This window comes from Stagnihabitans sp. (assembly GCF_964946895.1).
Genome location: NZ_CBBQHX010000004.1, coordinates 65,638 through 80,034 on the forward strand (window position 1 = coordinate 65,638; position 14,397 = coordinate 80,034).

Annotated in this window: 12 protein-coding genes; 9 read left to right on the top strand and 3 right to left on the bottom strand. The window is 63.7% G+C overall.

All coding sequences use genetic code 11. The features are described 5' to 3' along the window. Positions 1 to 139 precede the first annotated feature (139 nt). A complete protein-coding gene (gene betC / locus AC1Y2B_RS03750; RefSeq protein ID WP_482251715.1) occupies positions 140 to 1,645 on the top strand; it encodes a choline-sulfatase in 1,506 nt (501 codons plus the stop codon). Between the two features lie 175 nt (positions 1,646 to 1,820). On the opposite strand, the gene AC1Y2B_RS03755 is transcribed toward betC, so the two are convergent. Together AC1Y2B_RS03755 and AC1Y2B_RS03760 are read right to left on the bottom strand one after the other, a co-directional pair. Then, positions 1,821 to 3,047 carry an ROK family transcriptional regulator gene (locus AC1Y2B_RS03755; RefSeq protein WP_482251716.1) on the bottom strand — a complete coding sequence of 409 codons (1,227 nt, stop codon included), beginning with the start codon at positions 3,045 to 3,047 and terminating at the stop codon, positions 1,821 to 1,823. Between the two features lie 30 nt (positions 3,048 to 3,077). Continuing rightward, entirely contained in the window at positions 3,078 to 3,521 is a 444-nt protein-coding gene (locus AC1Y2B_RS03760) for an RbsD/FucU family protein (protein ID WP_482251717.1), read from the bottom strand. A gap of 229 nt (positions 3,522 to 3,750) precedes the next feature. On the opposite strand from AC1Y2B_RS03760, the gene AC1Y2B_RS03765 reads away from it, so the two are divergent. The 4 genes from AC1Y2B_RS03765 to AC1Y2B_RS03780 all read left to right on the top strand — a co-directional run bounded on the left by AC1Y2B_RS03765 (position 3,751) and on the right by AC1Y2B_RS03780 (position 7,347). After that, complete coding sequence (locus tag AC1Y2B_RS03765; protein ID WP_482251718.1) at positions 3,751 to 4,758, top strand: substrate-binding domain-containing protein; 1,008 nt, start codon at positions 3,751 to 3,753, stop codon at positions 4,756 to 4,758. Between the two features lie 113 nt (positions 4,759 to 4,871). Continuing rightward, positions 4,872 to 5,951 (top strand): ABC transporter permease, encoded by a 1,080-nt coding sequence (locus AC1Y2B_RS03770; protein WP_482251719.1) that lies wholly within the window; start codon positions 4,872 to 4,874, stop codon positions 5,949 to 5,951. Positions 5,952 to 5,962: 11 nt separating this feature from the next. Continuing rightward, entirely contained in the window at positions 5,963 to 6,739 is a 777-nt protein-coding gene (locus tag AC1Y2B_RS03775) for an ATP-binding cassette domain-containing protein (RefSeq protein WP_482251850.1), read from the top strand. Continuing rightward, the gene (locus tag AC1Y2B_RS03780) at positions 6,736 to 7,347 is read left to right on the top strand and encodes a nucleoside/nucleotide kinase family protein (protein WP_482251720.1); all 612 of its coding nucleotides are present in this window, start codon (positions 6,736 to 6,738) and stop codon (positions 7,345 to 7,347) included. The genes AC1Y2B_RS03775 and AC1Y2B_RS03780 overlap by 4 nt, the downstream gene beginning before the upstream one ends. On the opposite strand, the gene AC1Y2B_RS03785 is transcribed toward AC1Y2B_RS03780, so the two are convergent. After that, positions 7,344 to 8,282 (bottom strand): DMT family transporter, encoded by a 939-nt coding sequence (locus tag AC1Y2B_RS03785; RefSeq protein ID WP_482251721.1) that lies wholly within the window; start codon positions 8,280 to 8,282, stop codon positions 7,344 to 7,346. The genes AC1Y2B_RS03780 and AC1Y2B_RS03785 overlap by 4 nt on opposite strands. A 96-nt stretch (positions 8,283 to 8,378) precedes the next feature. Here AC1Y2B_RS03785 and ade point away from each other — a divergent pair, with 96 nt between their 5' ends. From ade to AC1Y2B_RS03805, 4 genes are all read left to right on the top strand, one after another. Continuing rightward, positions 8,379 to 10,091, top strand: coding sequence for an adenine deaminase (gene ade, locus AC1Y2B_RS03790; RefSeq protein ID WP_482251722.1), 1,713 nt, complete (start codon positions 8,379 to 8,381; stop codon positions 10,089 to 10,091). A 261-nt stretch (positions 10,092 to 10,352) separates the two neighbouring features. Then, on the top strand, positions 10,353 to 11,402 hold the full coding sequence (locus tag AC1Y2B_RS03795; protein ID WP_482251723.1) for a saccharopine dehydrogenase: 1,050 nt from the start codon (positions 10,353 to 10,355) through the stop codon (positions 11,400 to 11,402). A 10-nt stretch (positions 11,403 to 11,412) separates the two neighbouring features. Next, complete coding sequence (locus AC1Y2B_RS03800) at positions 11,413 to 12,555, top strand: saccharopine dehydrogenase family protein (RefSeq protein WP_482251724.1); 1,143 nt, start codon at positions 11,413 to 11,415, stop codon at positions 12,553 to 12,555. Between the two features lie 99 nt (positions 12,556 to 12,654). Next, the gene (locus AC1Y2B_RS03805; RefSeq protein WP_482251725.1) at positions 12,655 to 14,388 is read left to right on the top strand and encodes a heparinase II/III family protein; all 1,734 of its coding nucleotides are present in this window, start codon (positions 12,655 to 12,657) and stop codon (positions 14,386 to 14,388) included. The last annotated feature ends 9 nt before the right edge of the window (positions 14,389 to 14,397 follow it).

Here is a 14,397-nt window from a genome sequence, read left to right on the forward strand (position 1 = left end):
GGATAGCTGCAATCCCCTGTCCTGAAACGGCATTCTGCGCCCTGATTACGACATGACTGAAAGCTGCGCCACAATCTCCTCTTGCCGAAGCGGCCAACCCACGCCACCGATGGCAGAACGCGCAGCGAAGGGGGCCAAAATGTCCAAACCCAACATCCTGATCCTGATGGTCGACCAGTTGACCGGCACCCTGTTTGACGACGGCCCCGCCGCTTTCCTGCTCGCCCCCAACTTGCGCAAACTGGCCGACCGTTCCGTGCGCTTTGCCAATGCCTATACGCCATCCCCCCTCTGCGCTCCGGCCCGTGCCGCCTTCATGTCCGGCGCCCTGCCGCGCCGCACGCGGGTCTATGACAACGCCGCCGAATTCGCCTCGGACATTCCCACCTTCGCCCACCACCTGCGCCGTGCCGGCTATCAGACCGCCCTGTCAGGCAAGATGCACTTCGTTGGCCCCGATCAACTTCATGGCTTCGAACAGCGCCTGACCACCGACATCTACCCCGCCGACTTCGGCTGGACCCCGGATTACCGCAAACCCGGTGAGCGGATCGACTGGTGGTATCACAACATGGGATCGGTGACCGGCGCCGGCGTGGCCGAGATCACCAACCAGCTGGAATATGACGATGACGTCGCCCACCAGGCCACCCAGAAGATCTACGATCTGTCGCGCGGCCTCGACCCCCGCCCGTGGAGCCTGACGGTGTCTTTCACCCACCCGCACGACCCCTTCGTCGCCCGCAAGAAATACTGGGACCTCTACGAAGGCGCCCCCGAACTGGAGCCGCCAACCCAACTGTCCTACGACGCGATGGACCCCCACTCCAAGCGCCTGATGGACGCCTGTGACTGGCGCGGACTTGAAGTGACGGCAGACCACATCCGCCGCGCCCGCCACGGCTATTTCGCCAACATCTCCTACGTCGACGACAAGATTGGCGAAATCCTCGCGGCGCTGGAGGCCTCTCGCCAGGAGGCGATCATCGTCTTCGTGTCCGATCATGGCGAGATGCTGGGCCGCAAGGGCCTGTGGTTCAAGATGAACTTCTTCGAAGGCGCATCCCGCGTTCCCCTGATGATCTGCGCGCCGGGGCTGGAGCCGCATCTGGAGGAAACCCCCGTGTCCACGATCGACGTCACGCCAACCCTTTGCGATCTGGCCGGCATCTCGATGGAGGAGGTCATGCCCTGGACCGATGGCGAAAGCCTCGTCCCCTTGGCCAACGGCACCCCCCGCACCAGCCCGGTCGCCATGGAATATGCCGCCGAAGGTACCATCACCCCCATGGTCGCCCTGCGCCAGGGGGCGTGGAAATACATCCGCTGCGCCGCCGACCCCGACCTGCTCTTCGACCTCGCCAACGACCCTGACGAAGACCAGAACCTTGCTGCCGACCCCCGTGCCGCCGAAATCCTTGCGCATTTCCAGCTGATCGCCGACGAACGCTGGGACCTTGCCGCCTATGACGCCGAGGTCCGCCAGTCGCAGGCCCGCCGCTGGGTGGTCTATGAAGCCCTGCGCAACGGAAGCTATTATCCGTGGGACTATCAGCCGCTGCGCGCCGCATCAGAGCGCTACATGCGCAACCACATGAACCTGAACATCCTTGAGGAAAGCAAACGTTTCCCTCGCGGCGAATAATCCCATGATTTTTCTTTGAAAAATCTGATTCCGAATTTTTGTACGAAAATTCGTCGCTGCGATTTTTCGCAGAAAAATCGTGCACGCTATCGGCAAAATCCCTGACAAAGCGTTAACGCAGGACCACGAATGTCTTTTAAGTCAATGACTTAACTGTCATTGCACGCGTGCAATCTCACGCGCCGCGGGACGCCGCATTCTGGTCAATCAGATAGCGCTGGCTCAGCGGAATTGCTGCAGCTCCCAACGACCGCGCCTGTGCCCCAACGGTGCCCTCCCGGATCTGCGGGATCGAAATCCCCGACATGTCCAGCCGCATGAAGGCCTCTTGGGTCCGCTGGGTCACCATCGCCCGTACCGCGGTCGGCATCCAGCCGTCGATCAACACCGCGTCGATTTCCAGCAGGGTCGAGGCCGCAAGGATCGCCCCCGCCAGGCCCTGCGCCGCCTTCTCCACCCATTCGCGCAGCAACCGCTCCGAGACGTGCCAGTGGTCCGGCCGCTCCCACAGATGGTCCGAACTTTCTCCCGACGCCTCCATCATCGCCGCAAGCGACGCCATCGAGGCGCTGTCGAACAGCCGTACCATCTTGCCGTCCGGTCCCGGCACCGGCAAAGGCCCGACACCCGCCGCATTTCCGGTGCGCCCCAGATGAAGCTGGCCGTTCAAGACCAGACCGCCGCCAATGAAGGTGCCGAAGTAGAAATACAGGAAATCCTTCGGCCGCTCGCCCGTGCCAAACACCAGTTCCGCCCCGCAGGCCGATGTCGCATCGTTCTGCACGAAGACGGGCAGACCGGTGATCCCGGCCAGTTCCGCCTGAATGTCGCGGTCGCGCCAGGCATCCATCTCGGCCTGCGGTGCGCCCAAAGCCTGCACCCAGTTCCACAGCTGGAACGGCATCGCAACACCCAGGCCCCCGATCCGTCCGCGCTGCTCTTCGGTCAGGGCCCGCAGCACGCCCGGCATCGCCTCGGCCACGAAGCCCACCACGGCATCGGGCGTCGGATAGCGATAGACCCGCCGATGGGTCGAGCGGACCTGCCCCAGAAAATCGACCAGAACCAGGTCCGCCGAACGCCGCCCGATCTTCAGCCCCAGAAAGAAAGCGCCGTCCGCCACCAAAGACATCGGCACCGAGGGTTGGCCGATCTTGCCCCGGATCGGCTCGCCCCGCCGCAACAGCCCGTCCTGCTCCAGCGCTCGCATGATGACGGACACGGTCTGCGCCGACAGCCCGGTCATGCGGGCGATGTCGGACTTGGCAAGCGCGCCGTGTTGACGGACCAGAGACAGCACCAGCCGCTCGTTGTAATCGCGCATGCCGGATTGGTTGGTGCCACGCGGGGCGGCCACCTCTGTCATCGCGCGTTCGTTGGGCGTCTCCTGCTGAAGTTGCATCGTCCTGCCGTCAATGTCCTGCCGCCTGGATTATACCGGGCGGCCATCCGCTCCGATCACGCCCTTGCGCAGGATCACATTCGCAAAGAAGGCGGTTTCAGAGGTCGCAACAATTGTATGGGCCGCGCGGATGCGCGGATAAAGATCTGCGCCCTGCAACGGTGTCACCTTGTAGCCCGGGGCAAGTCTTCCGAACGCAGCATCGACGGCCACATGGAAGGGGCCGGATTGGGCCGGATCGTTGTTGAGCGCCGCACGGAAGATGGCTTCCGGCACGGCACGGTCCAGCGGCATCACGGCCAGAATGGCCTCCAGCATTGCCATCATTCCATGACCATCGGCGCGCACAAGTCGACGGGCGTGTTCCTGCGCGGGATAGTTGGCATCGACCAGAGCGATCTCGTCTCCATGGCCCATCGAGCGCAGCGTGAACAGCAGCTCTGGGCCAAGAATAGCAGGAATACCGATCAGCATCGTCGTCACCAGTGTATAAGGAATGGGGGCCCGCCAACACACGGGACTCTGCGACTTTCAACGGGAAAGGCCTGGCTGTCAATAATAAATCACACTGATTTATTTATGCTTGACGTAGCTTTGGGAATCAGCTTATCTCCCCCGCATCGTCAGGATCGAGGGCCAACCTTACACCGGACGACAAAGTTTACATCGGGGGAAACATCCCCCTTCCTTGGGAGGACTACCAATGAAGTTCAAAGCTGCCGCCCTCGTGGGCGCCGCCGCGCTGGCTCTGGTTGCGGGTTCCGCTTCCGCTGCTGATCTGGCCTGCCTGATCACCAAGAACAACACCAACCCCTTCTTCGTGAAAATGAAGGAAGGCGCTGAGGCTGCCGCGAAGAAGGCCGGTCTCGACTTCCAAGCCTACGCAGGCGAAAAAGACGGCGACGCTGGTCCGCAAATCACCGCGATCGAAAACTGCGTCGCGGCTGGCGCCAAGGGTATCCTGATCACCCCGTCGAACGACTCGGTTGGTCCGGACCTGAAGAAGGCACGCGCTGCCGGTATCCTGGTGATCGCGCTCGACACCCCGCTCGCCGACAAGGACGCGCAGGACATGACCTTCGCGACCGACAACTTCGAAGCCGGCACGCTGATCGGTTCGTGGGCCAAGGCGACCCTCGGCGACAAGGCGGCCTCCGCCAAGATCGCAATGCTCGACATCAACAAGGACAACATCTCGGTTGACGTCGCACGTGACACCGGGTTCCTCAAGGGCTTCGGCATCGACGTTCCGGACCTGAAGGTCATGGGTTCCGAAAAGGACGCCCGCGTCATCGGTCACGAATCCTCGCAAGCTTCGGTCCCGGGTGGCCAAACCGCGATGGAAACCCTGCTGGCCAAGGACCCGGACATCAACGTGGTCTACACGATCAACGAACCCGCTGCTGAAGGCGCCGTTCAGGCTCTGAAGGCTGCTGGCAAGACCGCTCTGATCGTTTCGGTTGACGGCGGCTGCCCGGGCGTCAAGGACGTCAAGGACGGCATCATCGGCGCCACCTCGCAGCAATACCCGCTGCTGATGGCATCCAAGGGCATCGAAGCGATCGTCGCCTTCGCCAAGGACGGCACCAAGCCGGCCGCAACCGATGGCCTGACCTTCTTCAACACCGGCGTGAACCTGGTGACCGACAAGCCGGTTGACGGCGTGAAGTCGATCGACACCAAGAAGGGCACCGAGCTCTGCTGGGGCTGATCTACCTTCTCGACTGACTTGATTAATGGAAGGGCGGCTTTACAGTCGCCCTTCTGTATACCGGGGTGTCGTTTCGGCCCCCGAGCGGCTCTGATGAGGGGGCATCCGCGGCGATGAGCAATCCAGATACACCGACCAAGACCATTTCCGACTTCGAGGCCAAACTCGAAGCCGCCGACAAGACCGTTGCCCAGTTTGACCGGGACGACAAATCGGCATTCGCGAAACTGCGCGGCTTCCTGCGTGATAACCCGACCATGATCCCCGCATTGGTGCTGGTGATCGCCGTTCTTGGGTTTGGCATCGCGAACCCGCGGTTTCTGGGGCTTGGCGCCCTGACCACCGTGCTGCAGCAGGTGACGATCACCGGTTTCGTGGCTCTGGCGCAAACCGTCATCATCCTGACCGCCGGCATCGACCTTTCGGTTGGCGAAATCCTCGTGATGTCCTCGCTGTTCATGGGCAATCTGGCCGTCACGAACGGTCTGCCCACCGGCGTTGCTGTTGCGGCAGGCGTCGTGGTCGGCACTGTCATGGGGCTGTTCAACGGCGTTCTGGTCGCCAAGATGAAGCTGCCGCCGTTCATCGTGACCTTGGGCACCCTGTCGATCTTCCGGGCGCTGAAGTTGGCCTACTCGCATTCGGAATCGATCCGGAACATCGACATCGAGAATGACGCCCCCGGGCTTCTGTTCTTCGGCAATGATTTCAAATTCCTCGGCGCCACGGTGACTTACGGCATGATCATGCTGGTGATCTTCGCCGCCGTGGCCTGGTACGTGCTGAACCGCACCGCATGGGGCCGCCATGTGCATGCCTTGGGCGACGATCCGGATGCGGCAATGCTGTCCGGTATCGCGGTCGACAAGACGCTGATCTCGGTCTACGGCACCGCTGGCTTCATCTGCGGCTGTGCCGCCTGGGTGGCGATCGGCCGGATCGGGTCCATCACCCCGATCGGGTTCGAGACGATGAACCTTGACAGCATCACCGCTGTGGTGATCGGCGGAACCTCGCTGTTTGGCGGGCGGGGGTCCATCGTCGGCTCGGTTCTGGGGGCGATCATCGTGGGCGTGTTCATCACGGGTCTGTCTTTGGCGGGCGTCGACAGCTACTGGCAAACCTTCGCCACGGGCTGCCTTGTGATCATCGCCGTTGCTTTGGATCAATATCTGCGGAGGGCTTCGAAGTGACCCATCCTGACATCCAGCCCATCATCAAGGCACGCGGCCTGATGAAGCGCTACGGCACCGTGGTTGCCATGAACGGCGCGGATTTCGACCTGTACCCGGGTGAGATCCTTGGCGTCATCGGCGACAACGGTGCGGGAAAGTCCACTCTGATCAAGGCCTTGTCGGGGGCTGTGACCCCCGACCACGGCACGATCGAGCTGGAAGGCCGCCCGGTTCACTTCCGCCGCCCCGATGATGCCCGGGCCGAAGGCATTGAAACCGTGTACCAGAACCTTGCCATGTCGCCGGCGCTGTCGATTGCCGACAACATGTTTCTGGGCCGCGAATGGCGCAAACCCGGCATCCTCGGCTCGGTCTTCCGCATGACCGACCGCGCGCGGATGAACGAGTTCGCGCGCTCCAAGCTGTCGGAACTGGGTCTGATGACCATCCAGAACATCGACCAGGCGGTTGAGACGCTTTCGGGCGGTCAACGGCAGGGCGTTGCGGTGGCGCGGGCTGCGGCCTTCGGCTCCAAGGTCGTGATCCTTGATGAACCGACGGCTGCGCTTGGCGTCAAGGAAAGCCGCCGTGTGCTGGACCTGATCAAGGATGTGCGCGACCGGGGCATTCCGATCATCTTGATTTCGCACAACATGCCGCATGTGTTCGAAGTCTGCGACCGCGTTCACGTGCACCGTCTGGGACGCCGTCTGTGCGTCATTGACCCCAAGCGCCACTCGATGTCGGATGCCGTGGCCTATATGACCGGGGCCAAGCTGCCCGAAGACCTGAACGAGGCCGCATGACACCCGTCATGCTGGCAGATGAAATCCGTCGCAAGGCGGATGATTTGCAGGGGCGGTTCATCGCCGCCCTTGCAGGCCCGCCCGGTGCTGGCAAGTCCACCCTCGCCGAGGCCGTTGTGCAAGCGCTTGGCAAGGATGCCCGCGTCGTCCCGATGGACGGCTTTCACTTCGACGATGCCATCCTGACCGACCGCGACCTGCGCCACCGCAAGGGTGCGCCCGAGACCTTTGACGTTGCCGGCTACCGCCACCTGCTGTCGCGGCTGAGTGCCGAGGACGAGGTTGCAATCCCGGTCTTTGACCGCGCGCTGGAGCTGTCGCGCGGCTCTGCCGATCTGGTGACCAAGGACCACCGCATTCTGGTGACCGAAGGCAACTATCTGCTGTTGAACGAATCTCCTTGGCTCGATTTGGGCGAATTCTTCGACTTGACCGTCTACATCGACGTTCCGGAAGCCGAGCTTGACCGCCGGTTGCTGGACCGCTGGGCCTTCTACGGCAAGACGCCCGAAGCGGCGCGCGCCTGGATTGACGGCAACGATATGCCCAACATCCGCCGCGTGACGCGCGGCTCGCGTCAGGCAGATATCACGGTGCGCTGGAATTAAGCGTCTGGAGTCAAGGCGTTGGCGGATCTGGCGCGCTGCTGGCCCAACTGTCTTTCCCGCCAGATGATCAAGATGCCCGCCGTCACGATCAGTGCAGCCCCGGTCAGCATGGTCAGGGTTGGCACCTCGGCGAAGATGAAGAAGCCGATCGCCAGCGAGAAGATCATCGAGGCATAGTCGAACGGCGCCACCAGCGAGGCGTCCGCCTCGCGGTAGCTGGACGTCAGGAAAATCTGACCCGCGCCACCCAAAAGCCCCGCAAGCACCAGAAACCCGGCCTCGGTGGCCGAGGGCATGACCCAGCCGAAGGGGATGGTGGTCAAGGACAGCAGTGTGGCGGTCATCGAAAAGTAGAAGACGATCGCCGTGGTTGATTCGATCAGCACCAGCTTGCGCACGAAGACCTGTGCCAAAGCGGCGAAGACTGCCCCGCCCAGCACCACCATGGCGCCAAACGCCTCACGCGTGCTGGCGCTGGCACCGATCGACAGGCGGGGACTGAGCACGATCAGCACGCCCAACAGGCCTATGGCCACAGCGCCAAGGCGGAACAGGCGCACCTCTTCGCCCAGAAACATCGCGGCCAGAATGACCACCATCAGAGGCGAGGCATAGCTGATCGCCGTCACTTCGGGCAGGGGCAGATAGGACAGGCCGGCGAAGCCCAGACCCATTGCCGTGGTGCCCATCAGCCCGCGCCAGAAGTGGCCAAGGGGTTGTTTTGCATGGAAACCTGTCGCCAGTTGACCCTGCATTGCCAGCCAGACCACGATCACCGGCACGGCGAAGGCCGAGCGGAAGAAGACCGCCTCGCCAGCCGGAACCTTGGCCGCCTTGATCAGCGACTGCATGATGATGAACACCAGCACCGAGGCCAGCTTCAGCAGGATGCCGCGCAAGGGGCGCGAGAAGGGAGGGTCCTCGATGTCACGCATGGGCCTACCTGACCACCCTCGCCGGGCAGCGACAAGACCAAATCCGCCTTGCCGCCGCGGGGCTTTCGGGCTTTCCTGCCCGAAAAGGAGACTGCCATGACCCACGCTCGCCCCTCGGCTGCCCTTTCCGCCCGCATCGAACAGGGCCGCGGACATGTGCCTGCCGATCTGGTTTTGAAGGGGGCGCGGGTGCTGGACCTGATCACCGGAGAGTTGGTGGCAAGCGATGTGGCGATCTGCGGTGACACGATCGTGGGGGTGTTCGGGGCATATTCTGGCCGGGAAGAGATTGATTTCACTGGGAAGATTCTGGTGCCGGGGTTCATCGACACCCATCTGCATATTGAAAGCTCTTTGGTGACGCCCTTCGAATTCGACCGTTGTGTGACGCCGCATGGCGTGACGACGGCGATCTGCGACCCGCATGAGATTGCCAATGTCTGTGGTCTGGTGGGCATCAATTACTTTCTGGACGCCGCCCCCAAGCTGTTGATGGATCTGCGGGTGAACCTGTCAAGCTGCGTGCCTTCAACCCATATGGAGACGACTGGCGCACGGCTTGAAGCGGCGGATATCGCCCCCTTGATGAACCACCCAAGGGTGATCGGTCTGGCGGAATTCATGAATTATCCCGGGGTGTTAGGGCAAGATCCGGGCTGCATGGCCAAGCTGGAGGCGTTCAGCGGGCGGCATATCGACGGGCACGCTCCGCTGCTGTCGGGCAAGGATTTGAACGGCTATATCGCGGCAGGAATCCGGACGGAGCATGAGGCAACCTCTTATGCCGAGGGGCTGGAGAAGCTGCGCAAGGGGATGCGGGTGCTGATCCGTGAGGGGTCCGTTTCCAAGGACCTGAAGGCGCTGGTCGGGCTGCTGACCGAGCGGCAGGCGCCCTACCTGTGCTTTTGCACCGATGACCGCAACCCACTGGATATAGGGGAGCATGGCCATCTGGACTACATCATACGGACGGCGATTGCCTTGGGCGCGCCAGCCTTGGCGGTGTACCGGGCGGCGAGTCTTTCAGCGGCGGAGGCGTTCGGGCTGAAGGATCGCGGGTTGATTGCGCCCGGCAAGCGGGCCGATATTGCGGTGATTGATAGCCTGGACAGCTGCCGGGTGGCGGCGGTCTTTGCCGGTGGCAGGCTGGTGACCGAGGCGGCTTTTGCGGCGCGCGGGACGGTGGAGCCGGTGGCGCGGCATTCGGTGAAGGCGCCGAAAGTTCAAGGAAATCAATTCCGTACCGGGGGGAACCGGGTGGAGACTCCGGTGATTGGGGTCATTCCGGGGAAGATCATTACCGAGCATCTGACGTATCAAATCCCGCCCGTTGATGGGGACAAGCGGCCGGATATTGGCCGCGATCTGGTGAAGATTGCCGTGCTGGAGCGGCATGGCGTGAATGGCAACCTTGCGACCGGGTTCGTGAAGGGGTTCGGGTTGCAGCGCGGGGCGATTGCCTCGACGATCTGCCATGACCATCACAACATTGCGGTGGTGGGGGCAGATTATGACGATATGGCCTTGGCGGCCAATAGGTTAGGCGAGATCGAGGGCGGGTTTGTGGTGGTGGACGGCGGGCGGATCCTGGCGGAAATTCCGCTTCCGGTGGCCGGTTTGATGAGCCTTGGCAGCTTTGAGGAGGTGCGCGCGGACTTGGTGAAGCTGCGGGCGGCGGCGGCCTTGCTGGGGGTGGTGCTGGAGGAGCCGTTCTTGCAGCTGGCGTTCCTGTGCCTGCCGGTCATTCCGCATCTGAAGATCACCGACCATGGGATGGTCGATGTGGACCGGTTCGAGGTGATGCCGTGATGGGGTCAGGCGGTTCGGCGAATCAGTCAAGAATCCTTGGTTGATGTTGGAAAAACAAGGGTTTGGTGCTGTAGGGTCTGCGTCGGTTCCGCGTCATTTGTGCGTCGTTTTTCCGTAGCTACAGCGGCGACCCGGGCACCGGGTTAACGCAGCGCGCGCTGCGGGCCGGGGGCATGGGGCGTTGGCCCCTTCGGCGCCTGCATCGGGGGACTGGTCTGGCGCTTTCGTTCTGATAGGAAGGGCGCAAAATGGGGGGTTGCCATGGTGCATCTTTGGGTCAGGGCCGAGCAGCGGCCGCATGAAGAGCGGGTCGGGCTGACGCCGGACGGCGCTGCCGCGTTGGTGGCGGCGGGCATTCGGGTGAGCGTCGAGGAAAGCCATGTGCGGGCCATTCCGATTGACGGCTATCTGCGGGCCGGGTGCGAGATTGTGGCGGAGAATTCCTGGCCCTTCGCACCGGAAGACGCGATCATCTTCGGGTTGAAGGAGTTGCCGGAGGATGGCACGCCGCTGACCCATCGGCACATCATGTTCGGGCACGCGTTCAAGGGGCAGCCTGCCGGGCGGGTCTTGCTGGAGCGGTTCAAGGTGGGCGGTGGCACGCTGTATGATCTGGAGTATCTGGTCAATGAAGCGGGGCGCCGGGTGGCGGCGTTTGGCTATTGGGCGGGTTATGCGGGGGCGGCTGTCAGTTTGAAGTGCTGGGCGGCGCAGCAGCGGGGCTCGATTGCCGGGCCGGTGGCGGTTTATGCGGGCAAGGCGGAGTTGCTGGCCAATCTGGGGGCGGAGCTTTCCGGCTTGGGCCGTCCGAATGCGCTGATCATCGGGGCTTTGGGGCGGGTTGGCACCGGGGCTGCGGATTTGCTGGCGGCCTTGGGCTGCGGGGTGACGAAGTGGGACATGGCGGAGACGGCAAGCGGCGGGCCGTTCCCGGAGGTGTTGCAGCATGAGATCTTCCTGAACTGCATTCTGGCGCGGCCGGGGTGCCCGGTGTTTGTGCCAGCGAGTGCCAAGACGGAGGCGCGGAAGCTGACGGTGATCGGGGATATCGCCTGCGATCCGACCTCGGACTTTTCCCCCATCAAGGTTTATGACCGGGCCACGGATTGGGATGCGCCTGCTTTGCGGGTGGCTGAACATCCGCCCCTGGATGTGACGGCGATTGACAACCTGCCCTCGCTGATGCCGGTGGAGTCTTCGCAGGACTATGCGGCGCAATTGTTGCCCTCGCTTTTGACGCTGCCCGATCTGGATGCAGGCGTCTGGGGCCGGGCCAAGGCGGAGTTTGACCGCCATATCGTTTACGTTTGAGGAGAACGCGATGACTATTCACTGGTGCGGGACGGGGCTGTCATCGGCTCCGGGGTTGCGGCGGCTGATCGAGGCGGGCTTGCCCGTGGTGGTTTGGAACCGCACGATCGAGAAGGCTGTCGAGGCGGTGGGGGATATCGCGAGCGACATCCGGGCCTATTCGCTGGAGGCCCTGACGGCGGCGTTGCAGCCGGGCGATGTGGCGATTTCGATGCTGACGGTGGAGCATCATGTGCCGATCGCCAAGGCGTGTCTGGCGCAGGGGGCGAATTTCGTCAGCTCGTCCTACATCTCGCCGGAGATGCGGGCGCTGGATGGGGAATTCAAGGCCAAGGGGCTGGTGTCGATCAATGAATGCGGGCTGGACCCGGGGATTGACCATTTGATGGCGCATGATCTGGTGGCGCGGTATCGGGCCAGCAAGGGGTTTGATCCCAAGAACGTGCTGTCCTTCGTGTCTTACTGTGGGGGCGTGCCGAAGATTCCGAACCCGTTCCGCTACAAGTTTTCCTGGGCGCCGCTGGGGGTGTTGAAGGCATTGCGCTCGCCTTCGCGCAGCTTGAAGAATTTTGAAGAGTTCAAGGTGGCGCGGCCTTGGGATGCGATCACGTCTTATGACGCGCCGCTGCCCTCGCCCGAGAGTTTTGAGGTTTATCCCAACCGGGACAGCTATCCGTTCATGGAGGATTACAAGTTTGATCCGGCGTGGAAGGTGCGGGATTTCGTGCGCGGCACGATCCGGTTGAATGGCTGGGAAGCGGCCTGGACGCCGGTGTTCCGCGAGATTGAAACGCTGTCCGGCCCGGAAGGCGATGCGCGGCTGGCCGAGATGGCGGCGCAGTTCGTCAAGGACAACTCTTATGCGCCGGGCGAGCCGGATCGGGTCATCCTGTTTGTGTCGCTGAAGGCGGAGCAGGACGGCAAGATCATGTTCCACGAGACCTGGGCGATGGATGCCTGGGGCGATGCCAAGGGCACGGCGATGGCGCGGCTGGTGTCGACGCCGGTGTCGTTTGCGGTGGAATCGCTGCTGGCGGGGGACATTGAGCCCGGCGTGCATCCGGCCCCGCATGATCCCAAGCTGTACACCAAGTGGTTGGGGCAGGTGAAGACTTTGGCCCAGTATATGGAGCGGATCGACCACACCGCGTGATCTTGCCAATGCCCCCTGTCAGCGGTGACAGGGTGGGGGGCATTGGCTATGCTCGGTCGGTGAGGCTCCGGACGTGGGCGCAAGGCAGGGCGGAGCGGGATGGCGACGGGCGACCAACAGCAGCGCGGGGCAGGGGGCTGGCGCGAGAGGCTGGCCCTGTGGCGCGCGGTGCGGCGGGCGCAAAAGGGCCCTGTGGCGGCGCGCTTCCTGAGCCAGCCGGAACCGCGGACCATCGGGCTTTATGCCCGGGGCAAGCAGTTGGTGGTGGGGAATTTCGCCTCGGGCGCCACGGTGGTGGAAAGCCCGGGGGTGGCGATCTGGGATGTGCCGTTTGCCGATCCGGTGCTGCGGGTCGAGGCGCATGGCTTTGTCTGGCTGGACGATCTGGCGGCCTTGGGGGACACAAGGGCGCAGGACCGGGCGCAGGGCTGGACCTTTGACTGGATCACCCGCTTTGGCCGGGCCAAGGGGCCGGGCTGGCAGCCGCAGATGATCGGGCGGCGGCTGATCCGCTGGATCAACCACGCGCCGATGCTGCTGGAGGCGGCTGCACCCGCGCGGGAGGCGGCATTTCTGGCCAGCCTGTCGCTGCAGGTGCATTTTCTGGCGCAGCGCTGGCAGATGGCGCCGGTGGGCGTGGCGCGGATCGAGGCTTTGACCGGGCTGATCGTGGCCAGCGTGGTGCTGGAGGGCATGGCCGCGCATGTCGATGCCGCGATCAAGGCGCTGGCCGCCGATCTGGAGGCCGAAATCGACATGGGCGGCGGGATTTCCAGCCGCAACCCGGAAGAGTTGCTGGAGATTTTCACGCTGTTGACCTGGGGCGCGCAGACCCTTGCGGAGGCAGGGCGCCAAGCCTCGGCCGCGCATTTCGCGGCGATCGAGCGGGTGGCGCCGGTGTTGCGGGCGCTGCGCCATGCCGACGGCGGGCTGGCGCGGTTTCATGGCGGCGGACGGGGCGCGGAGGGGCGGCTGGATGCGGCGCGGGCCAATGCCGGGATCCGGGCGATGCCCTCGGCCGGGATGGCGATGGGGTATGCGCGGATGACGGGGGGGCGGACGACCGTGGTGCTGGATGCCAGCCCGCCGCCGGGGGGCGCGCTGGCCCATGCCTCGACCAATGCGTTCGAGCTGACCTCGGGGCGGCGGCCTTTGGTGGTGTCTTGCGGATCGGGCAATGCCTTTGGGGCAGAGTGGCGGCAGGCGGGGCGGGCGACGGCGTCGCATTCCACCTTGGCGATCGAGGGGTTTTCCTCGTCCCGGCTGGGGCCGGGCGGGGAGGGATCTTTTGTCGAGCGGGCCGATGTGACGACGCTGCGCGTGGTGCCCGGCGAGAATGGTGCGGGCGTGCATCTGGTGCAGAACGGCTGGGCCGCGACGCATGGCTTGAGCCATGTGCGCGACCTGATGCTGACGCAGGATGGCCGCCACCTGACCGGCAGCGACCGGCTGGCCGCGATTTCGACCCCGGAAAAGCGGCGGTTCGAGCGGGTGCTGGCGGCCAGCCGGCAACAGGGCGTGAAATTCGGCGTGCGGTTTCATCTGCATCCGGATGTCGATGCCCGGCTGGACATGGGCGGGTCTGCGGTGTCGATGGCGTTGAAGAGCGGCGAGATCTGGGTGTTTCGCCATGACGGGACGGCGAAGTTGACCCTGGAACCGTCGATTTATCTGGAAAAGACCAAGCTGAGGCCGCGCGAAAGCCTGCAAATCGTGCTTTCAAGTCACGCGCAGGATTTCGACACGCAGCTGGGCTGGACCTTGGCGAAGGCGCAGGATACTCCCCTTGCCATCCGCGATCTGGAGCGGGAGGACCCCGCCAGCCAGATCTGACCTGTTGCG